Here is a 25,873-nt window from a genome sequence, read left to right as displayed (position 1 = left end):
CTCCTTACTGTTCGTCGGTGAGAATGCGGATTTGTGCGATATGCATTGCGTCGCGTTCAAGTAATTCGGTGTAGCCGGAAGCATCGCTGGTGCCTTTCAGCGTGCTGCCATCGGTCATCGCGATCTCGAAGCGGCGGTTCGCGGCGGGCACGGCATCGTCGCCGTGCGCGCCATACTTGAGCATGAATTTCTGGTCCGGCGTGCCGCTGCCGAAGGTCGGCAGTTCAGCCGCCATCGTCGCCGGGCCATCGAAGGGGAAATTCGCGCCCTGGTGCTTGATGTCGCCTTTCGTACCCAGCGAAATGCCGCCGCCGACCTTGATGAACGACCCATCCTCGGCAATGATGTGGATCTCTTTCGCCATCAGGACAACCTTGCCGTCGGTGGCGGTGACCTTGACGTTTTTGGCGGAGTTGACTTCGGTGTCGTCGTGCTGGCTCTGCAGCAGGAACTTGCCGTGATGGGCAATGGCCTTGATGCCGCCATGGTGCGAAAACAGCGATACGCCTTGCCCTGCATTCAGGTTGAAACGTTGTCCCGCAGTGAGCTGAATGTGCTGCTGCGCGACGGTATCGAGATTGGTGCCGGCAAAGCTGACGAGCGCCCTCGGCGTGGCGAAACTGATGCCCTCGGGTGCGGTCACTGCGATCATCGCCGCGCCGCCTTGGCCTTCGGGCGCTGTATTGCTGCCGTTCTCCCACTGGCTCAATTGCGACTTGAGCTCACCGAGCGGGGCTGTATCGAGGGGCAGGGCCTGGTGGTCCGCCGCATAATTGCCCAAGGTCTGGCATTGTTCCAGGCACTGCTCCATGAGCGACAGGAACTCGGTGCGGGCCAGCTGGTTGTCGACCGCATTCAGGCGTTTCCAGGCCGTGAGCAGCATGCCCTTGGCAGCGCGCACGGCGACGTGTTCGTCGCTGCGCAATTCCGCGCCTTCGCCACGCGGCGCCCCCTCCCCGTCGCGCCGAGGGTGGCGCAAATGACCGAGATTGAGCTGGCTGTGGCCGTGCTCGCTCCCCAGTTGGGCGCTGATCTGGCCGGGTGTATCGTCCATGCGCAGCTGGTTGTAGCGCTGCCCGCCGACTTCGCGACTCTTGATCCCCGACAGGAAACGGTTGCCCGGCAGGCTGCCGGCATGGGTGAAATTTGGCGGCGGCGTCCGGCCGCCGTGGACGCGGCCCGTGATGATCGGCTTGTCCGGGTCCCCGCCGAGGAATGTGACAAGGCATTCGTCGCCGGAGCGCGGCAGCGAGATCGCGCCGTAATACTCGCCGGCCCAGGAACTGGCGACCCGGACCCAGGCCGAATCGGTGTCGCTGTCCGACGCCCCGGCTCCCTGGGCGTGGGCGTGATCGGCGGGGCGACAGGCTGGAAATCGCACCTTGACCCGGCCATGCTGGTCGCAATGGACCTCCTCGTTGCCCGGGGTGACGACGATCACGCTCTGCATCTGGGTATGCGGCAGATCGACACGGGGATCGAACGCGGGCACGATTGGAATGCCACGGCGCACGCAGCTGAACCGGTTGGAATAGCGCGCACCCCGTTCCGCGCTGGCCCGGTCGAGGCCTTCGTCAAGCTGGCGCCATTTGTTCAGCGTGAACAGGCGCGTGATCCGGTCGTTCAGCGATTTGGGCAGGTTGTTTTCCGCGTCGATGCGTAATTCGGTGACGACGAATTCGCGCTCCTCCCGTACATGGCGATCGATTTCAGCGTGGCCTGCCACGGCGATCCACTGGCCGACACACAGGTCGCGCACCCCGCTCTCCCCCTCGAAATACTTGGCTTCGTATTCGCGGTGCTGCATGCGCAGTGTCGTCAGCTTGCGATAGTCCGCGGCATTGTCGCCCGCATGCGGCGAGTCGACCAGGTATTCGTCGAGGCTCGCAGCGAAACCGTTTCCATACGCACCCTGGTCGTGGTGGCCAGGCTCCGTGGGGTCGGATGACGATGACTGCTCGTAATCCCAGCTATGGCGAGTGACGCGGCCAGCCGTCAACGATCGTTGCGCGTGCCACGCAGTGATGCTGTCGCGGACCTCGGTGCCGTCGTCGCGGTGATAGCGCACCGCGCCGGCGGCGTTTTGCGCCAGCACTTGCGGGCTGTCGAACAAGACGAGCCGGTGACTCCGTACAGCGTCGCGACGCGTTGTCTCGGCTGCCTCGAAGAACCAGGCAAGCCCACGGCGCTTCCACAGGCGGCGCAGGAATGCGGCGTCCGACTCGTTGTACTGCATCGTGAATTCGCGCGGGGGATACGATGTCGCCGTCAGCAACTTGAAATCGAACGCGCCTGCCAGAACCGGATTGTTCTGCAACCACTCGCGAAGGAGGATGTTCGTGATGTCGATCTCGCTGGCTTGCCGGGAAACGCGCGTATTGGTGCGCGCTTCCATGAGGGTGAGCGCGTCGCGGATGACTAACTGATAGGTCGCCAAACCACCGTCGCTTTCGCCTTCGGCCGCATGCGCGACGATCCCGCAAATCGAGTGCAGGTTTCCACGATCGGTAACAAGCTGAAGGTCAGCCGCCATGGCGTTGAAGGCCTTGAGCGGCAACCCGGACTGGCCGGCAACGCACAACAGGCGATATTCGAACCCGCCGCAAATGGACGCATGGCCCGTCACCTGTTTGACCAGCAAGAGGTCATCGACCGGTCCCTGGTTACTCGAGAGACGCAAGCGAATCGGACGATGTGCGTCGGTCAAGCCTTGAAGCGATGCCTGAATCTGCGAAAAGTGCATGAATTTGCCCATTGGAAGACGTAAGAGACCGCCATCGGCAAAGCGACGGCGTACCGGATGCGGCTGCGTCACCAGAGCGCACGGTGACAAAGGGCGCACGTTAACCAATGGAATGTTGGAGCAACTTGAGGAGAAACTATTGATCTTTATCAACGTCACGCCCGGGGGCGGGCAGGAGAGGAATCCGGTGGCAATGGATCCCCCTCCTTTGTTATCCCGTCGTGGTAGACGGCGACACCATCTGCCGATATGCCTCGTCGACGAACCGTTCCTGGCCGCGCCGACCGGATCGCAACCGCTTCACGCCGCCCTCGCCGCGCGCCAGCGCAAAACCTTCATCGACCCACCCCGTGACGCCGCCGACCATCAGCTTGACCGGCCGTCCCAGTTTCGCGAGCCGGTAAGCAGCCCTGTGCGCCCCATTGCAATGCGGCCCGGCGCAATACACGACGAACAGGGTATCGCCCGGATACTCGCGCATCTTGACCTCGACGATTTTTCGATGCGGCATATTCACGGCGCCGGGCAGATGGCCTTGTGCGTACAGTTCGGGCCCGCGCGCATCGAACAATACGAAATCCTGCCGGCCGCCCGACACGGCGTCGAACACGTCGGCGCAATCGGTCTCGAATTCGAAGGCGGTAGCAAAATGACAGGCGGCGCGGTCGGCGGATGCCGCGGGAACGGCGCTGACGGAAGAGCTCATCGGTTTCTCCTTTGATTGAACGAGAAGCCAGTCTGCCGTGACCCGGCCAAGGGCGGCAGTGCCTTCCACGACAGAAATTGGTAACATCCTGCCATGCCCCACCACGTCGCCATCCTTGCCTACGATGGACTGTGCACCTTCGAGTTCGGATGCGCCGTCGAACTGTTCGCGCTCGACCGTCCGGAACTGGGCGTCGCCTGGTACACCCATGCCGTCTGCGCAGCCGAACCCGGCCCCTTGCGGGCGATGGGCGGACTGATCGTGCAGGCGCCGCAGGGGCTGGAGGGACTTGCCATGGCCGACACGATCGTCGTGCCCGGCTGGCGCGATGCCTTTGAAGCGCCGCCGCCGGCGCTGGTCGCGGCCTTGCAGGCGGCGCGGGAGCGCGGCGCGCGCATTTGTTCGATCTGTTCCGGCGCCTTCGTGCTGGCCCATGCCGGCCTGCTCGACGGGCGCAAGGCCACCACCCACTGGCGCTACCTCGAGCGCCTCGGCGCGCAGTTCCCGCTCGTCGGCATCGAGCCGGGCGCCCTGTATGTCGACGACGACGGCGTCGTCACCTCGGCCGGCTCGGCGGCGGGCCTGGACATGCTGCTGCACCTCGTGCGCAGCGACTTCGGCTTTGACGTCGCCAACCGGGTGGCGCAGCGGCTGGTGATCCCGGCGCACCGCGACGGCGACCAGCAGCAACTGGTGCTGCGCCCGCTTCCCCGGGAGGATGCCAACCCGATCGCGCCGATGATGGACTGGGTGCGCGAAAACATCCGCGACGGCCATACGGTGGCGTCGATGGCGACGCGGGCGCGGATGGGAACGCGCACCTTCCAGCGCCGCTTCAAGGAGTCGACCGGCCTGGCGCCGCTGGCCTGGCTGGTGAGGGAACGCATCGGCCTCGCGGCGCAGCTGCTGGAAACGCGCCCCGCGCTCGGCATCGATGCGGTGGCGGACCTGGCGGGACTGGGCTCGGCGGAATCGCTGCGGCGCCACTTCCGCGTCCACGGCCTGCCCGCGCCCGGCAGCTACCGCAAGCGCGGCGCCCTCGCGCGTGCGGCCTGAGGCGCCGCCTACTTGTACTGGTACAGCGGCCTTCTCACCACGATCGGCCGGATATCGAGGCGCACGTTATAAACCGAATACGCCTCGGTCGTGGCCGACATGTAGCCGACGCTCTCCCCCGTGCGCGTCAACTTGAATTCGAAGCCGAGGTCCGGCTGCACCGCGTTCGCGCTATCGAGGGTCAGGCCGATCGCTTCCGGCTGGTCGCTGTCGATCAGCTTGCCCATCAGGTCGACCACGGTGCTGTTGCCGAGGATGTCGGCCGAGAACAGCGGCTCGCGGTAATACGGCCGGGCCGGGTCGAGGCGGCCATCGGCCTTGTCGGGCGCCGGCGTGAAACTGTGGTGGGCGATATTGAAGCGGTCGCCATTGTCAAGGTAGCTGAGGCGCACGTTGCTCACGTTGAAGTCGCCTTGCCGCGCCCTTGCGTTTGATAAGTCGACCACCAGCGCGCCCTTGTAGCCGATCACTTCGACATCGCGGTTCGGACCCACCACCATCGCCGTGTTCTCGTCGATACCCAGGCCCAGCTTGTAGCCCTTTTTCAGCATCGCCGGCAGCATGCGCGCGAAGCGCCCGCGCACCAGCAGGTGCTGGTCGACGAAGACGTCGTCGCCGATGAAACCGAGGCCGGGCGTGATTTCCTGGCCATCGAGCAGGCCCTGTTTCAGCGTCGCCAGCACGGGCTTGGGGTGGCCGAACATGGTGCTGCTCATGATGGCCGCGCCGGCGCTGCTGCCGGCGAGCACGCCGCCGCGCCGGTACAGGTCCCACAAGGCGTCGAGGACGAGGGTGTTGGAACCGTCGGGACGGCGCAGGGCGCGCGTGATGCGGGCCTGGTCGCCGCCGGCGAAGTACGCGCCGCCTGCGGATCGTACGGCCGCCGCCAATTCGGGATTGTCGGCCGCGGCCTGGTAGTCGGTGCCGGTCAGGCGCACGGCCACTGGAACAAAAAAGGCCTTGGCGCCCTATTTGTCCAGGCGCTCGACCAGCGCGGCGCCGGCTTTTTCGGGATTGGCGGAAGCGGAGGCGAAGACCGCGATGCGGGCGCCCCTGCCGCCGCCCAACTGGACGATGCGTTCCCAGACGGCGGCGTTATCCGGACGCAGGGCGCCGCCGATGATGACGAGCGAGCCTTTCGTGACCGGCGCCTCGGCGGCTTCAACCGGGGGGGCCAGCAACGCTGTGGATAAACAAGCAGCAAGCGCAACAGAACCAGCGATCGGCCACATGACGACTCTCCCTCTTCAGGCTAAATGCTAAGCCTGATTCGGGAAGGAGGTCGCCGTGTTGAGCTTTCTCAGGAGAGATAAATGTTCGGAAAGTAGCGCTCCATCAGCGTTTCAGGCTTGCTCGGCGCGGTGAAACCGAAGCGTTCATACAACCCTTGCGCGTCGTTCGTTGCCAGCGTGAAGCGGCGCAGACGCTGCAGGCTCGGGTGGCGCAGGACCGCGGCCACGAGCTGCTTGCCGTAGCCGTTGCCGCGGTACTCGGGCACGACGAACACATCGACCATGTTGGCGAAGGTGGCGAAATCGGTGACCACGCGCGCAAAGGCGATCTGGCGACCGTCGAGGAAGCCGCCGAAGCACAGGGAATTTTCGATGGCGCGCTCGACAATCGGCCGCGAGATCCCTACCGCCCAGCTCGACTGCTCGCTGAGGAAGCGGTAGATCATCGGGATGTCGAGCCGCGACTGGTCGGTACTGACCTCGAAGCTGGAATCGTTGGTAGTCATCGGACTCGCCGGTCTGGCAAAAAAGCCAATTCTACGCCCTTTGTACATCCGATAAGATTCGATTGAAGCCGCTTTACTGGTGGCTCTGCAGGTAGCGTTCCGGCAGCGCCAGGCCCGCGTCTTCGGCGCGCCAGACGAGGTTGGCGATCCACCAGCGCTTGCCGTCGTGGGCCAGCTGGATGCTGTTAATGCCGCGCATGAACGGCTTCGGATCGTTCGGCGCGCGCAGCAGTTCATAGGTACTGAACACGTGCACCAGCTGGCCGAAGGCATCGGTCGTGCGGGCCACCTCGCGCTCGTAGAAGCCGTTCGTATTGAAGGCGCTCATGTTGCGGCTGATGTAGTCGTCGACCGTCATCGTGCGCAAGCCAAAACCGCCTTCCGGGCGCGGGCCGATCACCATCAGTTTCGCGTCCGGCGCGAACAGCGCGCGCATCCGGCTCCAGTTGCGCGGCACGCCGGCCGGGCCCGAGATGACGTCGTACAGGGCGGCGACGATGCTGTCGACCGAGGCGCCGTCGGCTTCCTTCGCCGTCGTCGGTTGCGCAGGGGCCATGTGCACCGCTTGCGCCGGCTGCGCGGCCGTGGTCCAGCCGGCGGCAGCGGCCGCGGCGGCGGCGATCCCAAGCCTCAACCATCGTTTCATCGTCTTCTCCTCTGGGGTGCGCATGTTGGCGTTTGAATAATCGGCTATTTTAGCGTCCTTGTCACCCGCTGCCGCTCCGGCGGTGCTTGGGGGTGCCGGTTTATAATCGAATAAATCAACTGGAACCCACCATGACCGAACAATTCTCCAAAAAAGCCGAAGCCTGGTCGGCACGCTTCTCCGAACCCGTGTCGGACCTCGTCAAACGCTACACGGCCTCCGTCTTCTTCGACAAGCGACTGGCCATGTTCGACATCCAGGGCTCGCTCGCACACGCCGAGATGCTGGCTGCGCAAGGCATCATCAGCGCTGCCGACCGCAGCGAGATCGAGCGCGGCATGGCGCAGATCAAGGGCGAGATCGAAGCCGGCAGTTTCGAGTGGCTGCTCGACCTGGAAGACGTGCACCTGAACATCGAAAAGCGCCTGACCGAACTGGTGGGCGATGCCGGCAAGCGCCTGCACACGGGCCGCTCGCGCAACGACCAGGTCGCCACCGACATCCGCCTGTACGTGCGCGCGGCGATCGACGACGTGGTGGCTTTGCTGGCCAGCCTGCGCGGCGCGCTGACCGACCTGGCCGAGCGCCACTTCGACACCATCATGCCGGGCTTTACGCACCTGCAAGTGGCGCAGCCGATCACCTTCGGCCACCACATGCTGGCCTATGTCGAAATGTTCGGGCGCGATGCCGAGCGCATGCTCGACGCGCGCCGCCGCGTGAACCGCCTGCCGCTCGGCGCCGCGGCGCTGGCCGGCACCACCTTCCCGATCGACCGCCTGCGCGTAGCCAAGAACCTCGGCTTCGAGGACGTCTGCCACAACTCGCTCGACGCCGTTTCCGACCGCGATTTCGCGATCGAGTTCACGGCTGCCGCTTCGCTGATCATGATGCACGTCTCGCGCATGTCGGAAGAGCTGGTCATGTGGATCAGCCCGCGCATCGGCTTCATCGACATCGCCGACCGCTTCTGCACCGGCTCGTCGATCATGCCGCAAAAGAAGAACCCGGACGTGCCGGAACTGGCGCGCGGCAAGACCGGGCGTGTGTACGGGCATTTGACCTCCCTGCTGACCCTGATGAAAGGCCAGCCGCTGGCCTACAACAAGGACAACCAGGAAGACAAGGAACCATTGTTCGACACCGTCGACACCGTGCTCGACACGCTGCGCATCTTTACGGACATGGCCGGCGGCATCACGGTGAAAGCCGAGAACATGCGCGCGGCGGCGCTGCAGGGTTATGCGACGGCGACCGACCTGGCCGACTATCTCGTGAAAAAGGGGCTGCCCTTCCGCGATGCGCATGAGGCCGTGGCGCATGCGGTGCGGGCTTGCGACCAGGCGGGTTGCGACCTGTCGGAAATGTCGGTCGAGACCTTGCGCGGTTTCTCGCCGCTGATCGGGGAGGACGTGTTTGCGGTGCTGACGCTGGAAGGTTCCGTCGCCGCACGTGACCACGTCGGCGGCACCGCGCCAAACCAGGTGCGCAAGGCGATCGAGCGGGTCCGTAGTCAGTTGGAATAACCGTTTTCGTAGGGTGGGCACGGAGTGCCCACCCTACGTATTACGTCCGTCCCTGCAATTCCCTTGCCGCCGGGTCCGTTCGATGTCAGCATGCATGCCTGACAACAACGTTGCCCACGCATGGACGCCCAGCTCTGGTTGATCTGTTCCCTCACCTTCGTCATCCACCTGATCGGCACCCTCGCCTATTCGGTGCGCATCGCCGGCGTGCGCACGCGGCGCATCGCGGTGTCGTTCGCGCTGTTCAGCATTCTCGTGCTCGTCTCGCGCACCTCGAATTCCTTCCTCGGGCCCTTCCTCGCCAAGCGGGTCGAATCGAACCTGGCCGGGACGGTGACGACCAACCTGCTCTTTGATTTCCGCTGGCTGCTCGTCGCGAGCTCGCTGGCGACAATCGCCGGCGCCTTGCTCATCCCGACTTTCCAGCGCGTATTCTGCCGCGCCGTGGACCACTTCCAGGTGCACCGCTCGGTGCCCAAACTCATCCTGCACGGCTTTTTCAAGGGCGGGCTGTCGTACGTAAAAGATGCGGCCACGCTACCGGCCCGCGGCAACGTCAGCGGCCTGCATGGCAAAGGTGGCGTGTCGCTCTCGATTACCCTGCTCAACGTCGGCGCGGTGGCGCTGTGGACGGTCGGCGTGTTCGCCTCCCTGTACGCCGGCGCGCTCGACCCCGGCGTGCGCGTCACCTCGTCCACGCTGTCCTCGATCATCAACGGCGGTGCGACCATCATGATGGCCGTCTTCATCGATCCGCACATGTCGGGCATGACGGACGACGTGGTCGAGGGACGGGTGAGCGAACCGGCCTTCCGGCAGGCGATCGTCTGGCTGGTCGGCAGCCGGCTGGCGGGGACGCTGCTGGCGCAGGCGCTGCTGGTGCCGTCGGCGATGCTGATCGTGTTCGTGGCGCGGGCGGTATAAATGAACACTGGGAAACACACGCACCCATCCCAACGATGCAGGCGGCCTGCCGCCACCAGGAAGAATTCATGCAGACGATGACCGACAATGCCATCCCAAGTCCGGCTTCCGCCCGCCTGTTGCTGGTGGCCGCCGTGCTGTTCTTCTTCTACCAGCTGCCCCAGGGCGTCGGCAACGACACCCTGCTGGCGCTGTTCCCGTTCGTTGCGTGGTGGGGTTCGCGCACCTTGGGTTTCAGCGGCATGCGGGCCTGGTACCTCGATGCCCGCCCGGGCTGGCTGCGGCTGCTGGCGCTGGGCCTGGTGCTGGCGATCGGCGCCAAGTTCGCGGCTGTCGCCATCGGTACCCGCACTGGCGTGTACAGCTTCGCCTGGTCGTCCACTGCGCCCGGCGCCGCGGTGGCAGGCGCCCTGGCCTTCCTCGTTTTTTCGACCTTCATTGCCTCCACGGCCGAAGACATCCTCACGCGCGGCCTCGTGCTGCGCGCCTTCCCGCGACTGGGCCGCCACTGGGGCTTCATCCTGGTGTCGGCCGCGCTGTTCGTGCTGAACCACATCTACCGCCTCCACAAGGGGCCGGTCGAATGGCTGACGCTCTTCTGCTTTGGCCTTGCCTACGCAGCGGCGCTGTACCGCACGCGCACATTGTGGGCGGCGGTGGGCCTGCATTGGGGCTGGAATCTGGCCAATGGCCTGCTCGACACCTTCGCCCGATCGGACATTGTGCAGCCGGCGGTGGCGCCGTTCTATTCCTGCGCCGCCCATCTCGTGCTGCTGGCCGCTGCGCTGACCCTGATGCGTCCCACGCAAGCACGGCCCCGGGCGGCGGCGCCAGAGCGGCCTTGATTGCGCAAGGCAGGTCCGGTCCGGGGGCCCCGCCTGCCTTGCGCTACGTCCGTTGCCCTGCCCTGAAGGTTTTTTCACACGCTCCAAGGGAGCGAACAACCCTGACCACCTTGCATCCATGACCCCTGCCATCCGCTCCGCCTTTACTCCCACCGGCAAGCTGCGCGCTGCCATCAACCTGGGCAATCCCATCCTGGCCTACCGCGATGCGGCGGGTAAGGCCGCCGGCGTCTCGGTCGACCTCGCAACCGAATTTGCCCGGCTGCTGGGCGTGGAACTGGAACTGGTGGTCGTGGACGCGGCCGGCAAGTCAGTCGAGGTCGTGGTCGCCGAAGAGGCCGACATCGGCTTCTTCGCCATCGACCCGCTGCGCGGCGAACACATTGCGTTCACCGCGGCCTATGTGCTGATCGAGGGCTGCTACCTGGTGAGGGACGATTCGCCGCTGCGCGCCAACGACGAGGTCGACGTGGCCGCCAACCGGGTCGTCGTCGGCAAGGGCAGCGCCTACGACCTGTTCCTGACGCGCACGCTGAAACACGCGCAGATCGTGCGCTCGCCGACCTCGCCCACCGTGGTCGATGTCTTCATCGAAGAAGGCGCGGAAGTCGCGGCCGGCGTCAGGCAGCAGCTGGAAGCCGATGCGCAGCGCCTCGGCGGCCTGCGCCTGTTAGGTGAACGGTTCATGGTGATCCAGCAGGCGATGGGCACGCCCAAGAGCCGCGGCAGCGATGCGGCGGCCTTCCTCGCCGGTTTTGTCGAGGACATGAAAGCGGGCGGCTTCGTCGCCGCAGCGTTGGCGCGGCACGGCATCGCAGGGGCATCGGTGGCGCCGGCAGCCTGACCGGCCCTGCCGGGGGCGCAACACTGCATGCCGCAAGCCACTTGGGCTTCACTTTTTCTCATTTCAGAACTGAATCCCGGTGAATTATCCGACGCGTCCCGGGCATTAATCTAGGCCCATGGTCCAGCCCTTCACCCTGTGGGATTTGCCCCGCCATCGGTTTCAAGGGCAAAGCGGACCTGGGCCGGGCTGCACACCTTGTCCGCCTGGGTCGGCATTATCCATGCAAACCGGCGGCAAGACCGGTACGGCTGTAGAGGTAATCCCTTCTGGTTCACTTCACGGAGACAACAGCATGAAGACCGCACTCTCGACTTCCCTCCTCTGTTTTGCGCTGGCGGCCAGCCCGGCTTTGCACGCGGCAGGCTATCCGGACAAGACGATCACGATGATCGTCCCGTTCGCGGCCGGCGGCCCCACCGATACCATCGCCCGCCTGCTGGCCCAGTCCATGGGCACCGACCTGAAGCAGCAGATCATCGTCGAGAACGTCGGCGGCGCGGGCGGCACCCTGGGCGCTGCCCGCGTGGCCCGGTCCAATCCCGACGGCTATACGATTTTCCTCCACCACGTCGGGCATGCGACGGCACCGAGTTTGTATCGCAAGCTGCCCTACAACAGCATCGACAGTTTCGAACCGATCGGTCTCGCGACCGACGCCACCTCGACCCTGATCGCCCGCAAGGACTTCCCGGCCAAGGACATGACCGAGCTGCTGGCCTACATCAAGGCAAACAAGGAGAAAGTGACGCTTGCCAACGCGGGGATCGGCGCGGCATCGCACTTGTGCGGCATGCTCTTCATGAGCGCCGCCGGCACCGAGCTCACGACCGTTCCCTACAAAGGCACAGGGCCGGCGATGAATGATTTATTGGGAGGCCAGGTCGACCTGATGTGCGACCAGGCCACCAACACGATGAGCCACATCAAGAGCGGCAAGGTCAAGGCCTATGGTGTGACGTATAAAAACGCGGTCCCCAGCCTGCCGGGCCTTCCTCCATTGGCAAGTAGCGGCCTGCCCGGCTTCGAGCTCTCGGTCTGGCATGGCCTGTATGCCCCGAAGGGCACGCCCAGGGACGTGGTGAACCGGCTCAGCAGTGCATTGCAGTACGCCGTCAAGGACCCAACCGTGAAGCAGCGTCTCGCGGACCTCAGCACCGACCCGGTGGCGCCGAACCGGGCAACGCCCGACGCGCTGCGCGCGCACCTGAAGGCGGAAATCGACAAGTGGGCGCCGATCATCAAGAAATCCGGCGCCTACGCCGACTAGCGTCCCAGGCGGCTGCAACCCGCTCGTATTGTGGAACGCAGCACAGACCGCCTTCTCCCGCGGCGATACCATGGCCGCACGACTTCAATGCGGGAGAACGGCATGCAACGCTACAAGAACCTGAGCGGCGAATCGGGCGTGCTCGCCTACGAAATCGGCGACCGCTCGATCACGATCCGTTTTATGGGCGGCGACCGCTACATCTACACGGACCAGAGCGCCGGTGCGGACAATATCGCCGAGATGCAGCGGCTGGCGACCTTGGGCAGCGGCCTGTCGACGTTTATCAGCCAGGTCATTCGCGACCGCTACGAGCGCAAGATCGACTGAGCGGCTGCCACTTCAACGAGAAGAGCTTCCCGATGACCAAGCCTATGCTGCCCGAGCGCGCCTTCGCCGCCTTCCTGTTCGACATGGACGGCACCATCCTCACCTCCATCCGCTCCGCCGAACGGGTCTGGACCGCCTGGGCGGTGCGCCACGACCTCGACGTCGACACCTTCCTGCCCACCCTGCACGGCAAGCGCACCCACGACACCATCCGCCAGCTCGGACTGCCCGGCCTCGATCCGATCGCGGAAGCGGCGTGGATCACGGCGGCCGAGATCGAAGACGTCGCCGATATCGAGGCCATCCAGGGCGCGGCGAACTTCCTGGCCAGCCTGCCGCCTGAGCGCTGGGGCATCGTCACCTCCGCGCCGCGCGCGCTGGCAAAGGCGCGCCTCGCGGCAGCGGGCCTGCCCTCGACGAACCTGCTGGTGGCGGCGGAAGATGTCGAGCACGGCAAGCCGGCGCCGGATCCCTTCCTGCTGGGGGCGCGCAAGCTGGGGGTTGCGCCGGCCGATTGCCTGGTGTTCGAGGATACGCTGACGGGCTTGCAGTCGGCGAAGGCGGCGGGGATGGAAAGTATTGTCGTGACGCTGACGCATACGCACCCGCTGGAGACGGATGTGTTCGCGGTGCTCGATTATGCGGATTTGCGGGCGAAGCGCACCGCAGACGGCCTGTTGGAGATTGCCCACGGCCGCCGCGCAACGTAGGGTGGGCATGCCCACGCGTTGCAGCGTTTGCGAAACCCCTGCCTTTGCACGGGGACGATTACGCTCGTGATCTGCGGATACGGTGCGGCATGCGACTGCACGCACGCGTGGGCATGCCCACCCTACGTTACGCCACGGCCTGCGCCTATTCGTGGCGGTACACGCGGGGCTTGAGCGTGTGTTCTTCGAGCGGCGGCTGATCGGTCACCGGCGCGGCCGCGGCGTCGCGCTTCGGATAGGGCGTGCCGTCCCGGTGCGTATAGCTGTTGGTACTGCCGTCGTAGATCAGGTCGATGTCGGGATAGCTCGCCCGGTCTTCGTGGGCCTCGGGGCCGATGGCCAGCATCAGCGCATTGCCCCAGCTGCGGTTGACCAGGTGGTGGCCGTTCGGGCGCCCGGCGGGAAAGGCCGCGTAGTCTCCGGCGCGCATCAGGGTTTCGCCCTCATCGGTGACGAGGGTCAGCTCGCCCGACACCACCATGACGAACTCGTCCACGTGGGAATGCCAATGGCGCTGCGACGAGGCCGCGCCCGGCTTCAGCTCGACCAGGTTGACGCCGAACTGGCTCAGGCCGCCGGCCTCGCCCAGCGCTTGCCGGCTGCGGCCGTTGACGATGTCGGCAAAGGGATCCGGATAACCCGTTCCGGTCAGCACGGGGATACTGCTCAGGTCTAACCGCGACATACTCATTCCTTCCTGTTGGGGGAGCTTGAAGGCAAGCCGGCTCCCCCATCAGGAAGACTCAGCTCGCGCGTTTCTGTACCAGCGTCAGGATATCGTAACTTGCCACCAGTTCGTCGTTCTGGTTGGTCACCTGTACGTCCCAGGCCACCACGCCCTGCCCGCGCCCCTGCTCGTCCGTGCGGTTACGGTCGACTTTGCGCTTGCAGGTGAGCCGTGCGCGGATGGTGTCGCCGATCGCCACCGGCGCGACAAAGCGCAGGTTGTCGAGGCCATAGTTCGCCAGCACCGGGCCGGGCGCCGGCGAGACGAACAGGCCGGCCGCGGCCGACAGCACGAAGTAACCGTGCGCGATGCGCTTGCCGAACTGCGTGTCCTTCGCCGCGATCTCGTCGAAGTGCATGTAAAAATAATCGCCCGAGACGCCGCCGAAGTTGACGATGTCCGCTTCGCTCACGGTGCGGCGATGGGTCAGCAGCGAGTGGCCGATCTCCAGCTCTTCGAAGTGGCGGCGGAACGGATGGATCTCCGTTTCCTTCACCGCGCCGCCGCGCACATACTCGCCGGTGACGGCCGTCAGCATCGTCGGCGAGCCCTGCACCGCCGCGCGCTGCAGGAAGTGTTTCACCGCCCGGATCCCGCCCAGCTCTTCGCCGCCGCCGGCGCGGCCCGGGCCGCCGTGCTTCAGTTGCGGCAGTGGCGAACCGTGGCCCGTGCTGTCGACGGCCGATTCGCGGTCGAGGATGTGTACGCGGCCGTGCGAGCTTGCCGCGACCGGCACCGCGTAGGCGGCGATTGCCGGGTCTTTGGTCGCCAGCGTCGTCACCAGGCTGCCGCGGCCGAGTGCCGCCAGGTGCAGCGCCTCGTCGATGTCGCGGTAGGTCATCATGGTGCTGACCGGACCGAAGGCTTCGATGTCGTGCACGGCCGTGTTGATCGCGGCGTTACGGCACAGGAGCAGGGTCGGCGCGAAGAAAGCGCCATTCGCACTTCCCTCGCCCACGGGATTGAAGCCATGGTGGGCGCCGAACACGATCTCGTTGCCGCGCGCGAGCATCTCGACCCGCTCGCTCACATCGCGGTGCTGGTCCATCGAGGCCAGCGCGCCCATGCGCACGCCTTCCATCTTCGGATTGCCGACCACGATTTTCGACAGGCGCTCGCGCAGGCGCTCGCCCAGCGCATCGACATGCTGCTCGGGGACGATGACGCGGCGGATCGCCGTGCACTTCTGGCCGGCCTTGCCGGTCATCTCGCGCGCGACTTCCTTGACGAACAGGTCGAACTCGGGGTCGTCGGGCGTCACGTCCGGCGCCAGGATCGCGCAGTTGAGCGAATCGGCTTCGGCGGTGAACGGGACCGACTCGCGGATCAGGTTCGGGTTGGCGCGCAGCTTGGCGGCGGTGTCGGCCGAACCGGTGAAGGTGACGGCGTCGAAGCCGCTCAGGCGGTCGAGCAGGTCGCCGGTCGAGCCGATCACGAGCTGCAGCGCGCCTTCGGGCAGCAAGTTCGACTCCTGCATCATTTTTACGACCGCATGCGTCAGGTAGCTGGTGGCAGTCGCGGGCTTGCCGATGCAGGGCATGGCGGCGAGGAAGCTCGGCGCGAATTTCTCGAGCAGGCCCCAGATCGGGAAATTGAAGGCGTTGATGTGCACCGCCAGGCCGCCCTTCGGCACCAGGATGTGGGTGCCGGCGAAGCCGCCGCGTTTGCCGAGCGCGATGGCCGGGCCTTCGTGCAGCACGTTCGAGGACGGCAGTTCGCGCGAACCCATGCTGGCGTAGGCGAACAGGGTGCCGATGCCGCCTTCGACGTCGACCCAGCTGTCGGCGCGGGTGGCGCCGGTGAGGTGCGAGATTTCGTAGAGCTCTTCTTTGCGCTCCATCAGGTACACGGCCAGGGCTTTGAGGCGCTGGGCGCGGGTCTGGAAGTCGAGCTTCATCAGGCCGGGGACGCCGGTTTTGCGGGCGTAGGTGATGGCTTCGTCGAAGTCGATCTTTTCGGCGTGGGTGTGGTAGACCAGCTGGCCGTCCAGGGCGCTGTGCAGCGGGACGGCGGCTTCCTGGCCGATCCAGCGGCCGGCGATCCAGCTTTGCAGGGTGCTTGCATTAGCCATGTTTTGTCTCCTCAGGATGTCTGGTATCAGGCGGGTGAGCTGCTTCACGCGGTCGGGCTCTTTACGGCCGCATCCGCGTGGGCATGCCCACCCTACGGTTATTCGTCGGTCTCGGGCTAAATGACGCCGCGATCCCGGTTATTTTTTGGGTGCGTGGCCGCCGGTGGCGCTGAAGTCGAAAGCGGGACGGTTTGGTTCGATTTCCGTGTAAGCCTCTACTTCGCGCATCGTTTTCAAAGAGCGCTCGGTCAGCTGGTGGTACTGCTGCGTCCCGAAACTCTTCCACTTGATGTCTTCGTCCTTCAGCTCGCGCATCACCTTGGCCGGGGTGCCCATCACCATGCTGCGCGGGGGGATGACCATGCCGGCTTTCACAAAACTCATCGCGGCGACGATCGATTCGGCACCCACCACGGCGCCATCCATGACGACCGCGTTCATGCCGACCATGGCGTTGCGCCCGACGCGGCAGCCGTGCAGCACGGCGCCGTGGCCGATGTGGCCATCGACTTCGATGACCGTCTCGCCGTCCTCGAAGCCGTGCATCACGCAGCAGTCCTGCACGTTCGCGCCCTCTTCCAGCACCAGGCGGCCGAAGTCGCCGCGCAGCGAGGCCAGCGGGCCGATGTAGCAGCGCGGGCCGACGATGACGTCGCCGATCAGCACCGCGGTCGGATGCACATAGCTGGTCGGGTGCACCACCGGGCGCACGCCGTCGATTTCATACACTTTGACCATGCCTGGTTTCCTCTTATGTATTTTTAGGACGCTTGTCGACCACGCGCCGGGCCTTGCCGGTCAGCGTGCGTTCGATGCCCATCGGCGGCGTCAATGTGACCCTGGTCGTCACGCCGACATAGGTCTTGATGCAGTGCTGCAGCTCCTTCGCCAGTGCGTCGATGCTGTCCTGCGTGTGCGTGTTCTCGCGCAGTTCGCCGAAGACTTCGAGCGTATCGAGGTGCCCGTCGCGCGCGACGACCAGCTGGTACTGGGGCGCGAGCGCCGGCATCTTCAATACCAGTTCTTCGATCTGGCTCGGGAACACGTTCACGCCGCGGATGATCAGCATGTCGTCCGAGCGCCCCGTGATGCGGCCCATGCGGCGCATCGAGCGCGAAGTCGGCGGCAGCAGGCGCGTGAGGTCGCGCGTACGGTAGCGGATGATCGGCAGCGCTTCTTTCGACAGCGAGGTGAATACCAGTTCTCCCTCTTCGCCGTCCGGCAGCACTTCGCCCGTATCCGGGTCGATGATCTCGGGATAAAAATGGTCTTCCCAGATCACCGGACCATCCTTGCTCTCGATGCATTCGCTGGCCACGCCCGGACCCATCACTTCCGACAAGCCGTAGATGTCGACCGCATCGATGCCGGCCTCGGTCTCGATCGTGCGCCGCATTTCGTTGGTCCACGGCTCGGCGCCGAAGATGCCGACTTTCAGCGAGGACTGCGCGGGATCGAGTCCCTGGCGCTTGAACTCCTCGACGATATTGAGCATGTAGGACGGCGTGACCATGATGATCGAGGGCTGGAAGTCGCAGATCAGCTGCACCTGCTTTTCCGTCTGCCCGCCCGACATCGGGATCACGGTGCAGCCCAGGCGCTCGGCGCCGTAGTGGGCGCCCAGGCCGCCGGTGAACAGGCCGTAGCCATAGGCGATGTGCACCATGTCGCCGGCACGCCCGCCGGCGGCGCGGATCGAGCGCGCGACCATGTCGGCCCAGGTGTCGATGTCCTTTTTCGTATAGCCGACCACCGTCGGGCGCCCGGTGGTGCCGGACGAAGCGTGCACGCGCAGCACCTGCTCGCGCGGTACCGCAAACAGGCCGAACGGGTAGTTGTCGCGCAGGGTCTTCTTTTCGGTGAAGGGGAATTTCGCGAGATCGGCGAGCGACTTCAGGTCGGCCGGATGCACGCCCGCTTCATCGAAGGCCTTGCGGTAATGCGCTACGTTGTCGTAGGCGTGCTGCAGCGACCATTTCAGGCGCTCCAGTTGCAGCGCCTGCAGTTCGTCGCGGCTGGCGCGTTCGATCGGTTCCAGCTCGCCTGGCGAGGGAATACGTTGGACCATGCTGTGTCTCCTCTAGCTTTGACTATGCGACGTTCGCTACCATCCCGCTCACGCGGTGCGACTTGCCGCGGAAGAGCGCGATCGTGCGCCCTTCTTCGTTTTTCACCGTGACGTCATAGACGCCGGTTTTACCAAGCAGCGCCTGCTCGACCGCCTCGGCCACCAGCAGGTCGCCTTCGCGCCCGGGCGCCAGGTAATCGATCGTGCAGCCGGCGCCGACCGTGTTGAAATTGTGCGAATTGCAGGCGAAGGCGAATGCGCTGTCGGCCAGCATGAAAATGAAACCGCCGTGGCAGGTCTGGTGCCCGTTGAGCATGTCGGCGCGTACGCGCATCGACATGCGCGCGTAGCCGGGACGAATTTCGTCGAGCTTCATGCCCAGCGCCTGGCTGGCCGGGTCGCGCTCGTACATCGTTTTGCCGGCCAGCTCGGCCAGTTCCTGGGGGGTGCTATGCATGAAAACGGGCTCCGAATGGGTTGGCGGCGAGCTTGCGGCGCAAGAGCGGCGAGACCCGATAACGGTCTTCGCCATAGGTGGCGGCGAGGTTCGACAGGACCGTGACGATGTGATGGATGCCGACACTGTCGGCCCAGGCCAGGGGCCCGCGCGGATAATTGACGCCCTTCTGCATCGCGATGTCGACCGCGATGGCGCTGCACACGCCCTGGTTGACGGCGTCCGCAGCTTCGTTGGCGAGCATGGCGACGGTGCGCATCACGGCCATGCCGGGCACGTCGTCGATGCGCGTGGCTTTGGCGTAATCGAACAGCAGGTCGTAGACCACCGTGTTCGGGTGCTTGTTGGCGGCGGCGCGCTCGGTGGCGCTGCGGCCGTCGCTGAGGAAGATCGCGACGCCGTTCGTGTGGAAGGCGGGCGCCTCAAGCTTTTCGGCACCCGGCAAAGGCTCGCGGTGCGCAACGGTGAAGCCGGCGCCCGCCAGGCGCGCTTCCATCGGGGCGAGGACGCTGCCCTGTACTTCGCGCGACACGCTGATGCCGACCGTGTGCGGGCGCTCCGCATGCGGTTCGGTCTGCACGCCCGGCTTGACTGCATCGTCGCCGTAGCGGTAGAAGCCGCGGCCTGACTTGCGACCGAGGAAGCCGGCGTTCACCAGCTCCTGCTGCAGCACCGATGGGGTAAAACGCTGGTCGCCGAAATAGGCCGCATGCACCGACTGCGTGACGGAGAAATTCACATCGTGGCCGATCAGGTCCATCAGTTCGAAAGGCCCCATGCGGAATCCGCCGCAGTCGCGCATGACGGCGTCCAGCGTCGGCGCGTCGGCCGCGCCCTCCTGCAGCAGGCGCAGCGCTTCGGCGTAGTACGGCCGGGCGACGCGATTGACGATGAAGCCGGGCGTGGATTTGGCGTGGACCGGATCCTTGCCCCAGGCTTGCGCGGTGGCGTAGACGGTGTCGGCTATCTCGTTATCGGTCGCCAGGCCACTGATCACTTCGACCAGCGCCATCAGCGGCACGGGATTGAAGAAGTGCATGCCGACCAGGCGCCCAGGGTGGCTCAGCTGCGCCGCAATTGCGGTGACCGAGATCGAGGAGGTATTGGTCGCGAGGATGCAGCGTGCATCGACGATGCCTTCCAGTTCCGAGAAAAGCTGGCGCTTGGCGTCCAGGTTCTCGACGATGGCTTCCACCACCAGCGCGGCATCCTTCAACCGGGTCAGCGCATCGACCGTCTGCAGGCGTTCGCGCGCCAGGTCGGCCTCGGCGGCGCCCATGCGCCCCTTGTCGACCAGTTTCGCGTAGACCTTGCCGATCTCCGCAATGGCCTTCGCTGCCGCTTCGGGCCGCGTATCGAACAGGCGCACCTCGTGGCCGCTGGCCGCCGCCACCTGCGCGATGCCGGAACCCATGGCGCCGCTGCCGATCACGGCGACGATGCTGCCTTTTGCCAGTGCCGCCATGCCTACTCTCCCTTGAACTGCGCCGGGCGCTTGGCGATGAAGGCGGCGACGCCTTCGCGGTAGTCGTGGCTGTAGCCGAGTTCGCGCATCATCTCGCCTTCCAGCTTCAGCTGGTCCGGCAGCGTGTTGGCGTAGCTGGCCTGCAGCGCTTTCTTGGTAAAGGCGAGGCCGCGGGTAGCAGCGCTGGCGAAGTGGGTGGCCATTGCCATCGCTTCCGTCATCAGCGCGTCGTCGTCGACGGCGCGCCAGATCAGGCCCCATTGCTCCGCCTTTTCGGCACTGAGCTTCTCGCCCAGCATGGCGAGGCCGGTGGCGCGAGCGTGGCCGATCAGGCGCGGCAGATGCCAGGTGCCGCCGGTGTCCGGGATCAGGCCCAGCTTGCAGAAGGCTTCGATGAAGCTGGCGGACTTCGCGGCGAGCACGATGTCGCAGGCCAATGCGAGATTGGCGCCGGCGCCGGCGGCCACGCCGTTCACCGCGCAGATGACCGGCATCGGCAGCGAGCGCAGCGTGATGACCAGCGGCGCATAGAATTTTTCGACGGATTCGCCCAGGTCCACGCCCGGTGCACCAGGAGCGACGGCGCGGTCTGCGAGATCCTGGCCGGCGCAGAAGCCGCGGCCGGCGCCGGTCAGCACCAGCACGCGCACGGATTTGTCGGCTTGCAGCCTGTCGAGCGCGTCGCGCACTTCGCCGTGCATCGCCTGGGTAAAGCTGTTCAGGCGGTCGGGGCGATTCAGGGTCAGGACCGCGACGCCATTCTCGACTTCATATTGAATCGATTCGTAGCTCATGGGGTGTCTCCTCCAGGGTTTATTATTTAGTCGTGCTGGTCGAAATCGACGATCACGCTGTCCGTGATCGGGAAAGCCTGGCAGCTCAGCACGAAGCCGCGTGCGACTTCGTAGTCTTCGAGTGCGTAGTTCACGTCCATCTCGACATTGCCCTCGACGACCTTGCAGCGGCAGGTCGAGCAGACGCCGCCCTTGCACGAGTAGCGCATGTCGATGCCGGCGCGCAGGCCGGCATCTAAAATCGATTCCTTGTCCTTGTCCATCGTAAAACTGGCGGCGCTGCCGTCCATGATCACGGTGACTTCGGTCTGGTGGCGTGCGCCTTCGACCACCGGGCGCGGCTTGTGTTCGTGCTTCGGGATGCTGGCCGCAAACAGCTCGATGCGGATCTGTTCCTTGGCCATGCCGGCTTCCTGCAGCGACGTCGAGACGCCGTGCATCATGTCTTCCGGGCCGCAGATAAAGGCGATGTCGATGTCCTCGACGTCGATCCAGTGCTTGAGGAAAGCGCTGCACTTCTCGCCGGTGATGCGGCCGTTGAAGAGTTCAATGTCCTGCTGCTCGCGGCTCATCACGTAGACGAGTTTGAGGCGGCCCATGTAGATGTCTTTCAGGTCCGTCAGTTCGTCGCGGAAGATGACGGACGAGGAGGCGCGGTTGCCGTAGACAAGCGTGAAACGGCTCTTCGGCTCGGCCAGCAGGGTCGTCTTGATGATCGACAGGATCGGCGTGATGCCGCTGCCGGCGGCGAAAGCCAGGTAGTGGCGCTCGCTGCCTGGGTCGAGCGGCACGTTGAAGTGGCCCATCGGCGGCATGACTTCCAGCGTGGCGCCGGGTTTTAAATTTTCATTGGCCCAGCTCGAGAACAGGCCGCCCGGCGTGCGCTTGATCGCCACGCGCAGCTGCTCGTCCTGCACGGCCGAGCAGATCGAATAGGAACGGCGCACGTCTTCCCCTTCGATCATGGCGCGCAGGGTCAGGTGCTGGCCCTGCTGGTAGGCGAAGGTGTGTTTCAGTTCGGCCGGCACGGTGAAGGTGACGGCGACCGCGTCGCGCGTCTCGTGCTTCACCTTGGCCACGGTGAGTGGATAGAATTTGCTCATGGTCGCCTTAGTGGCACTTGAAATAATCAAAAGGTTCGCGGCAGTCGAGGCATTTATACAGCGCCTTGCACGGGGTGGAACCGAACTGGCTGGTGAGCTGGGTGTGTTTGGAACCGCAGTTTGGGCAGCTGACTTCCGGCTCGACGAAAGCGCCGCGCTTGACACCGCCGCGCAGGCCGCTGATGTCGATCGCCTGCTGCACCGGCGGCGCGATGCCGTAGCCCTTTAACGCCGCCTTGCCGGTCTCGCTCATCCAGTCGGTGGTCCAGGCGGGGGACAGCCGGTTTACCAGTCTGACCTTGTCCAGGCCGTGCGCATGCAGCGCTTCCGTCACGGCTTCGCTGATGACCTGCATCGCCGGGCAGCCCGAATAGGTCGGCGTGATCGTCACCACGCACTCGTCGCCATCGAAGGCGACGTCGCGCACGATGCCGAGATCGACCACCGAGATCACCGGGATCTCGGGGTCCGGTACTTCAGCGAGCCAGGACCAGACCTGGCCCTCCGTGACGCTTTGCGTGATCATTGACACTCTCCTTACCACTCGGCTCCGGGATAGGCGCGCTGCAGGAACTGCATCTCGGCCAGGATGAAGCCGAGGCGCTCGGTGTGGCGGCCTTGTTTGCCGCCGCGCTGCATGTAGGCCTCCGGGGAGGGCATGGTCAAGGTCGCTTCGGTCAGGATGTCGTTCACGTGGTCGAGGAAGGCGGCGCGCAGGTCTTCCGCTTTCGGGGCGATGCCCTGCTCGACCATCGCCTTGTCGATCTCGTCGTAGATGAATGCTTCGCCGCTGTACATCCACAAATCGTCGAGGGCGGCCTGCATCATGGCGTGGCTGGTGTCGGTGCCGTCGCCCAGGCGCACCACCAGATCTCCGCTGCGGCGCAGGTGGTAAGTCACTTCCTTGAACGACTTTTCGGCGATCTCGGCGATGCGCGGGTCGGTCGATTGCAGCAGGCCCTGCATCAGGAAGTAGTGCCAGCTATCGAACAGGAACTGGCGCATCATCGTTTCGGCGTAGCTGCCGTTGGGCTGCTCGACCAGCAGGCAGTTGCGGTATTCGCCGGCATCGCGGTGGAAGGCGAGTTTGTCTTCGTCGCGGTGCTGGCCTTCGAGTTCGCCGGCATAGGTCAGCCACATGCGGGTCTGGCCGAGCAGGTCGAGGGCGACGTTGGTCAGCGCCATGTCTTCTTCCAGCGCCGGGCCCTTGCCGCACAGCTGGCTAAGCTGTTGGGAGAGGATCAGGGCGTTGTCGCCCTGGCGCAGCAAATATTCGATTTTCGCGTCCACGATGTTCGTCTCCAACGCGCTCACAGGTTTTTGACTTCTTCCGGCATCGGGAAGAAGGTCGGGTGGCGATACACCTTGCTGTTGGCCGGCTCGAACAGGGCTTCCTTGTCGGACGGGCTGGAAGCGACGATGTCGGCGGCGCGTACCACCCAGATCGAGACGCCTTCGTTGCGGCGCGTGTAGACGTCGCGGGCGTTGTTGATCGCCATTTCGGCGTCAGGGGCGTGCAGGCTGCCGACGTGCTTGTGGGCGAGGCCGTGCTGGCTGCGGATGAACACTTCCCACAGGGGCCATTCTTTGCTCATGGTTTGTCTCCGGTGTTTCGATGTTTTGTTCACGGCCGCGGAGTTCCGGGACGTGCGTAACGCGTGGGCATGCCCACCCTACGTTTCGCGGCGGCCGCGGGATCGCCCGACAGCCGCGGTCGATTTTTACGCGGCAGCCTTCTTGGCGGCTTGCTTGTCGGCGTGGGCGACCAGGGCATCGCGGAACCACTCGCCGTCGTCCCAGGCCTTCACACGCGTGCGCAGGCGGTCGCGGTTGCAGGGGCCGTTGCCTTTCAGGACATTATTGAATTCGCTCCAGTCGATCTCGCCGAATTCGTAGTGGCCGGTCTCTGCGTTGAATTTCAGGTCAGGGTCGGGAATCGTCAGGCCGAGGTATTCGGCTTGCGGCACGGTCTGGTCGACCATGCGCTGGCGCAGTTCGTCGTTCGAGAACAGCTTGATGCGCCATTTGCTCGACTGCGCGCTGTTCACCGACTCGGCGTCCGACGGGCCGAACATCATCAGCGACGGCCACCACCAGCGGTTCAGCGCATCCTGCGCCATCGCCTTCTGTTCCGGCGTGCCTTTGGCGAGGCTCATCATGATGTCGTAGCCCTGGCGCGCGTGGAAGGACTCTTCCTTGCAGACGCGGATCATGGCGCGCGCATACGGGCCGTAGGAGCAGCGGCACAACGGAATCTGGTTGATGATCGCCGAGCCGTCGACCAGCCAGCCGATCGCGCCCATGTCGGCCCAACTGAGGGTCGGATAATTGAAAATGCTCGAATACTTGGCTTTGCCGGAGTGCAGCGCGGCGAGCAGTTCGTCGCGCGAGACGCCCAGGGTTTCGGCGGCGCTGTATAAATACAGGCCGTGGCCGGCTTCGTCCTGGATTTTGGCGAGCAGCACCGATTTACGCTTCAGTGTCGGGGCGCGCGTCACCCAGTTACCCTCGGGCAGCTGGCCGACGATTTCCGAGTGCGCGTGCTGCGAGATCTGGCGCACCAGGGTCTTGCGGTAGGCGTCGGGCATCCAGTCCTTGGCCTCGATCTTGACGCCGGCATCGATGCGAGCCTGGAAGGCCTGCTCTTCGACGCTCATGTCTTCCGTTGTCTGGACCTTTTTCAGGCCCGTTTCCACTAGTTGCGCGTACATGGTCAGTCTCCCATTGCAAACATCGTCCAACAATAATACGATACAGAAAACGAGATGTACACCAAAATTTTGAATCATATTAGGAAGTGAGCGCATGCAACAAATGACCAGCACTGAGTGGATCGCCGCCGCGCTTTCAGCTGAACCCCTGCGCTCCAAATCCCTGGTGATGACGGTGATGGGCGACGCCATTGCGCCCCATGGCGGCGCGGTCTGGCTGGGCAGCCTGATCGAATTGCTGGCGCCGCTCGGCGTCACCGACCGCCTGGTGCGGACCAGCGTATTCAGATTGGTGCAGGAAGGCTGGCTGACGGCCAGCCGCGAGGGACGGCGCAGCCGCTACGCCTTTGATGCGAAATCGCTGCCGCGCTTCCTGCGCGCCGACCGCCGCATCTACGCCCCGCCCGGCCTGCATTGGGACGGCCGCTGGACCCTCGTGCTCGCGCCCAACGGCAGCATCGATGGCGAGCTGCGCACGGCGGTACGTAAAGAGCTCGAGTGGGAAGGCTTTGCGGTACTGGCGCCGGGCATGCTGGCGCATCCGGCGGCCGATGACGACGGGCTGGCGGACGCGTTACTGCGCACCGGCGCGGCGGACAAGGTATTCGTGCTGAGCGCGGCCGAACTGCCGGGCGTCGGTTCGCGGCCGCTGCGCGAACTGGCGAGCGACGGCTGGGACCTGACGGCGGTGGCGCGCAGTTATGTCGACTTCATTGCGCAGTTCACGCCCTTGCTCGCCTTGCTGCGCGATGAGGGGCAAGTGGCGCCTGCGGACGCGTTTGCGATTCGCTCGCTGCTGATTCATGCGTATCGCAGGCTGCAGCTGCACGATCCGCTGCTGCCGATCGAGCTGCTGCCCGATCCGTGGCCGGGGTCGGATGCCTACGAGGTGGCGCGCGCGCTGTATCTGCTGGTGGCGGCGCAGGCGGAGGTGCATATCGATGCGGTGCTCAAGCGCGAGGATGCATCGGCGCCGGCGGCGGATGAGGCCTTTTATCAGCGCTTTGGCGGATTGCGCGGATAATCAACCGGTGTACCGCGTGGAGTCGGGACGCCACCCTACGGTCATCGCGGTTCGTAGGGTGGAGTCCCGACTCCACGCGTTTCTTCGCATGACCAGCGACGCCCTCAAATACAGC

At 65.1% G+C, this 25,873-nt stretch carries 27 protein-coding genes; 9 read left to right on the top strand and 18 right to left on the bottom strand.

All coding sequences use genetic code 11. From position 1 onward, the window contains the following. Positions 1-4: 4 nt before the first annotated feature. A complete protein-coding gene (locus tag AC1MEM_RS06725; RefSeq protein WP_499476169.1) occupies positions 5-2,743 on the bottom strand; it encodes a type VI secretion system Vgr family protein in 2,739 nt (912 codons plus the stop codon). Positions 2,744-2,954: 211 nt separating this feature from the next. Further along, positions 2,955-3,449 (bottom strand): rhodanese-like domain-containing protein, encoded by a 495-nt coding sequence (locus AC1MEM_RS06720; protein ID WP_499476167.1) that lies wholly within the window; start codon positions 3,447-3,449, stop codon positions 2,955-2,957. A gap of 93 nt (positions 3,450-3,542) precedes the next feature. Between AC1MEM_RS06720 and ftrA the strand changes: the two genes are divergently transcribed. After that, positions 3,543-4,505, top strand: a complete 963-nt coding sequence (gene ftrA / locus AC1MEM_RS06715; protein WP_499476165.1) for a transcriptional regulator FtrA — start codon at positions 3,543-3,545, stop codon at positions 4,503-4,505. A gap of 8 nt (positions 4,506-4,513) precedes the next feature. Here the strand turns inward: ftrA and AC1MEM_RS06710 are convergent, their stop codons facing one another. From AC1MEM_RS06710 to AC1MEM_RS06695, 4 genes are all read right to left on the bottom strand, one after another. Further along, on the bottom strand, positions 4,514-5,443 hold the full coding sequence (locus AC1MEM_RS06710; protein ID WP_499476163.1) for a cyanophycinase: 930 nt from the start codon (positions 5,441-5,443) through the stop codon (positions 4,514-4,516). A gap of 30 nt (positions 5,444-5,473) precedes the next feature. Then, positions 5,474-5,737: a hypothetical protein gene (locus tag AC1MEM_RS06705; RefSeq protein ID WP_499476161.1), complete on the bottom strand. Its 264-nt coding sequence runs from the start codon at positions 5,735-5,737 to the stop codon at positions 5,474-5,476. A 68-nt stretch (positions 5,738-5,805) separates the two neighbouring features. After that, entirely contained in the window at positions 5,806-6,243 is a 438-nt protein-coding gene (locus AC1MEM_RS06700; protein WP_499476160.1) for a GNAT family N-acetyltransferase, read from the bottom strand. Between the two features lie 73 nt (positions 6,244-6,316). Continuing rightward, positions 6,317-6,889: a hypothetical protein gene (locus AC1MEM_RS06695; protein ID WP_499476158.1), complete on the bottom strand. Its 573-nt coding sequence runs from the start codon at positions 6,887-6,889 to the stop codon at positions 6,317-6,319. Positions 6,890-7,020: 131 nt separating this feature from the next. On the opposite strand from AC1MEM_RS06695, the gene argH reads away from it, so the two are divergent. The 7 genes from argH to AC1MEM_RS06660 all read left to right on the top strand — a co-directional run bounded on the left by argH (position 7,021) and on the right by AC1MEM_RS06660 (position 13,338). Then, positions 7,021-8,415: an argininosuccinate lyase gene (argH, locus tag AC1MEM_RS06690; protein ID WP_499476156.1), complete on the top strand. Its 1,395-nt coding sequence runs from the start codon at positions 7,021-7,023 to the stop codon at positions 8,413-8,415. 120 nt (positions 8,416-8,535) lie between these two features. Next, positions 8,536-9,339: a lipid II flippase Amj family protein gene (locus AC1MEM_RS06685; RefSeq protein ID WP_499476154.1), complete on the top strand. Its 804-nt coding sequence runs from the start codon at positions 8,536-8,538 to the stop codon at positions 9,337-9,339. A 68-nt stretch (positions 9,340-9,407) separates the two neighbouring features. Continuing rightward, a complete protein-coding gene (locus tag AC1MEM_RS06680; RefSeq protein ID WP_499476152.1) occupies positions 9,408-10,184 on the top strand; it encodes a CPBP family intramembrane glutamic endopeptidase in 777 nt (258 codons plus the stop codon). A 118-nt stretch (positions 10,185-10,302) separates the two neighbouring features. Next, complete coding sequence (locus AC1MEM_RS06675) at positions 10,303-11,028, top strand: transporter substrate-binding domain-containing protein (protein ID WP_499476150.1); 726 nt, start codon at positions 10,303-10,305, stop codon at positions 11,026-11,028. A 295-nt stretch (positions 11,029-11,323) separates the two neighbouring features. Then, positions 11,324-12,298 (top strand): tripartite tricarboxylate transporter substrate binding protein BugD, encoded by a 975-nt coding sequence (locus tag AC1MEM_RS06670; protein WP_499476148.1) that lies wholly within the window; start codon positions 11,324-11,326, stop codon positions 12,296-12,298. A gap of 102 nt (positions 12,299-12,400) precedes the next feature. Beyond that, a complete protein-coding gene (locus tag AC1MEM_RS06665) occupies positions 12,401-12,628 on the top strand; it encodes a hypothetical protein (RefSeq protein WP_499476147.1) in 228 nt (75 codons plus the stop codon). 32 nt (positions 12,629-12,660) lie between these two features. Further along, entirely contained in the window at positions 12,661-13,338 is a 678-nt protein-coding gene (locus AC1MEM_RS06660; protein ID WP_499476145.1) for an HAD-IA family hydrolase, read from the top strand. Between the two features lie 145 nt (positions 13,339-13,483). Here AC1MEM_RS06660 and AC1MEM_RS06655 read toward each other — a convergent pair whose 3' ends face one another. The 12 genes from AC1MEM_RS06655 to paaA form a co-directional block, all read right to left on the bottom strand. Continuing rightward, on the bottom strand, positions 13,484-14,023 hold the full coding sequence (locus AC1MEM_RS06655) for a cupin domain-containing protein (protein WP_499476143.1): 540 nt from the start codon (positions 14,021-14,023) through the stop codon (positions 13,484-13,486). A 58-nt stretch (positions 14,024-14,081) separates the two neighbouring features. Next, complete coding sequence (gene paaZ, locus AC1MEM_RS06650; protein ID WP_499476142.1) at positions 14,082-16,136, bottom strand: phenylacetic acid degradation bifunctional protein PaaZ; 2,055 nt, start codon at positions 16,134-16,136, stop codon at positions 14,082-14,084. Positions 16,137-16,274: 138 nt separating this feature from the next. After that, positions 16,275-16,874: a phenylacetic acid degradation protein PaaY gene (locus tag AC1MEM_RS06645; RefSeq protein ID WP_499476140.1), complete on the bottom strand. Its 600-nt coding sequence runs from the start codon at positions 16,872-16,874 to the stop codon at positions 16,275-16,277. A 13-nt stretch (positions 16,875-16,887) separates the two neighbouring features. Then, positions 16,888-18,204: a phenylacetate--CoA ligase PaaK gene (gene paaK / locus AC1MEM_RS06640; RefSeq protein WP_499476138.1), complete on the bottom strand. Its 1,317-nt coding sequence runs from the start codon at positions 18,202-18,204 to the stop codon at positions 16,888-16,890. Positions 18,205-18,226: 22 nt separating this feature from the next. After that, positions 18,227-18,661 (bottom strand): hydroxyphenylacetyl-CoA thioesterase PaaI, encoded by a 435-nt coding sequence (paaI, locus tag AC1MEM_RS06635; protein WP_499476136.1) that lies wholly within the window; start codon positions 18,659-18,661, stop codon positions 18,227-18,229. After that, complete coding sequence (locus tag AC1MEM_RS06630; RefSeq protein ID WP_499476135.1) at positions 18,654-20,126, bottom strand: 3-hydroxyacyl-CoA dehydrogenase; 1,473 nt, start codon at positions 20,124-20,126, stop codon at positions 18,654-18,656. The genes paaI and AC1MEM_RS06630 overlap by 8 nt, the downstream gene beginning before the upstream one ends. Positions 20,127-20,128: 2 nt before the next feature. Next, a complete protein-coding gene (paaG, locus tag AC1MEM_RS06625) occupies positions 20,129-20,920 on the bottom strand; it encodes a 2-(1,2-epoxy-1,2-dihydrophenyl)acetyl-CoA isomerase PaaG (RefSeq protein ID WP_499476133.1) in 792 nt (263 codons plus the stop codon). A 26-nt stretch (positions 20,921-20,946) separates the two neighbouring features. After that, positions 20,947-22,023 carry a 1,2-phenylacetyl-CoA epoxidase subunit PaaE gene (gene paaE / locus AC1MEM_RS06620; RefSeq protein WP_499476131.1) on the bottom strand — a complete coding sequence of 359 codons (1,077 nt, stop codon included), beginning with the start codon at positions 22,021-22,023 and terminating at the stop codon, positions 20,947-20,949. A 7-nt stretch (positions 22,024-22,030) separates the two neighbouring features. Continuing rightward, entirely contained in the window at positions 22,031-22,549 is a 519-nt protein-coding gene (paaD, locus tag AC1MEM_RS06615) for a 1,2-phenylacetyl-CoA epoxidase subunit PaaD (protein ID WP_499476129.1), read from the bottom strand. Between the two features lie 11 nt (positions 22,550-22,560). Beyond that, on the bottom strand, positions 22,561-23,313 hold the full coding sequence (gene paaC / locus AC1MEM_RS06610; RefSeq protein ID WP_499476127.1) for a 1,2-phenylacetyl-CoA epoxidase subunit PaaC: 753 nt from the start codon (positions 23,311-23,313) through the stop codon (positions 22,561-22,563). A 20-nt stretch (positions 23,314-23,333) separates the two neighbouring features. Beyond that, positions 23,334-23,618, bottom strand: a complete 285-nt coding sequence (gene paaB / locus AC1MEM_RS06605) for a 1,2-phenylacetyl-CoA epoxidase subunit PaaB (RefSeq protein WP_020651929.1) — start codon at positions 23,616-23,618, stop codon at positions 23,334-23,336. 126 nt (positions 23,619-23,744) lie between these two features. After that, a complete protein-coding gene (gene paaA / locus AC1MEM_RS06600) occupies positions 23,745-24,734 on the bottom strand; it encodes a 1,2-phenylacetyl-CoA epoxidase subunit PaaA (RefSeq protein WP_499476126.1) in 990 nt (329 codons plus the stop codon). Positions 24,735-24,828: 94 nt separating this feature from the next. On the opposite strand from paaA, the gene paaX reads away from it, so the two are divergent. After that, complete coding sequence (paaX, locus tag AC1MEM_RS06595; RefSeq protein ID WP_499476124.1) at positions 24,829-25,758, top strand: phenylacetic acid degradation operon negative regulatory protein PaaX; 930 nt, start codon at positions 24,829-24,831, stop codon at positions 25,756-25,758. Positions 25,759-25,873: the final 115 nt, after the last annotated feature.

The sequence above is a fragment of the Telluria sp. AIW5 genome, assembly GCF_056680575.1.
This window is presented reverse-complemented; position numbering and strand designations above follow the sequence as displayed.

Coding starts and splice junctions, on each gene's coding strand:
- AC1MEM_RS06725 (WP_499476169.1), bottom strand. CDS start 2,743: ATGCACTTTTCGCAGATTCAGGCATCGCTTCAAGGCTTGACCGACGCA.
- AC1MEM_RS06720 (WP_499476167.1), bottom strand. CDS start 3,449: ATGAGCTCTTCCGTCAGCGCCGTTCCCGCGGCATCCGCCGACCGCGCC.
- ftrA (WP_499476165.1), top strand. CDS start 3,543: ATGCCCCACCACGTCGCCATCCTTGCCTACGATGGACTGTGCACCTTC.
- AC1MEM_RS06705 (WP_499476161.1), bottom strand. CDS start 5,737: ATGTGGCCGATCGCTGGTTCTGTTGCGCTTGCTGCTTGTTTATCCACA.
- AC1MEM_RS06700 (WP_499476160.1), bottom strand. CDS start 6,243: ATGACTACCAACGATTCCAGCTTCGAGGTCAGTACCGACCAGTCGCGG.
- AC1MEM_RS06695 (WP_499476158.1), bottom strand. CDS start 6,889: ATGAAACGATGGTTGAGGCTTGGGATCGCCGCCGCCGCGGCCGCTGCC.
- argH (WP_499476156.1), top strand. CDS start 7,021: ATGACCGAACAATTCTCCAAAAAAGCCGAAGCCTGGTCGGCACGCTTC.
- AC1MEM_RS06685 (WP_499476154.1), top strand. CDS start 8,536: ATGGACGCCCAGCTCTGGTTGATCTGTTCCCTCACCTTCGTCATCCAC.
- AC1MEM_RS06680 (WP_499476152.1), top strand. CDS start 9,408: ATGCAGACGATGACCGACAATGCCATCCCAAGTCCGGCTTCCGCCCGC.
- AC1MEM_RS06675 (WP_499476150.1), top strand. CDS start 10,303: ATGACCCCTGCCATCCGCTCCGCCTTTACTCCCACCGGCAAGCTGCGC.
- AC1MEM_RS06670 (WP_499476148.1), top strand. CDS start 11,324: ATGAAGACCGCACTCTCGACTTCCCTCCTCTGTTTTGCGCTGGCGGCC.
- AC1MEM_RS06665 (WP_499476147.1), top strand. CDS start 12,401: ATGCAACGCTACAAGAACCTGAGCGGCGAATCGGGCGTGCTCGCCTAC.
- AC1MEM_RS06660 (WP_499476145.1), top strand. CDS start 12,661: ATGACCAAGCCTATGCTGCCCGAGCGCGCCTTCGCCGCCTTCCTGTTC.
- AC1MEM_RS06655 (WP_499476143.1), bottom strand. CDS start 14,023: ATGTCGCGGTTAGACCTGAGCAGTATCCCCGTGCTGACCGGAACGGGT.
- paaZ (WP_499476142.1), bottom strand. CDS start 16,136: ATGGCTAATGCAAGCACCCTGCAAAGCTGGATCGCCGGCCGCTGGATC.
- AC1MEM_RS06645 (WP_499476140.1), bottom strand. CDS start 16,874: ATGGTCAAAGTGTATGAAATCGACGGCGTGCGCCCGGTGGTGCACCCG.
- paaK (WP_499476138.1), bottom strand. CDS start 18,204: ATGGTCCAACGTATTCCCTCGCCAGGCGAGCTGGAACCGATCGAACGC.
- paaI (WP_499476136.1), bottom strand. CDS start 18,661: ATGCATAGCACCCCCCAGGAACTGGCCGAGCTGGCCGGCAAAACGATG.
- AC1MEM_RS06630 (WP_499476135.1), bottom strand. CDS start 20,126: ATGGCGGCACTGGCAAAAGGCAGCATCGTCGCCGTGATCGGCAGCGGC.
- paaG (WP_499476133.1), bottom strand. CDS start 20,920: ATGAGCTACGAATCGATTCAATATGAAGTCGAGAATGGCGTCGCGGTC.
- paaE (WP_499476131.1), bottom strand. CDS start 22,023: ATGAGCAAATTCTATCCACTCACCGTGGCCAAGGTGAAGCACGAGACG.
- paaD (WP_499476129.1), bottom strand. CDS start 22,549: ATGATCACGCAAAGCGTCACGGAGGGCCAGGTCTGGTCCTGGCTCGCT.
- paaB (WP_020651929.1), bottom strand. CDS start 23,618: ATGAGCAAAGAATGGCCCCTGTGGGAAGTGTTCATCCGCAGCCAGCAC.
- paaA (WP_499476126.1), bottom strand. CDS start 24,734: ATGTACGCGCAACTAGTGGAAACGGGCCTGAAAAAGGTCCAGACAACG.
- paaX (WP_499476124.1), top strand. CDS start 24,829: ATGCAACAAATGACCAGCACTGAGTGGATCGCCGCCGCGCTTTCAGCT.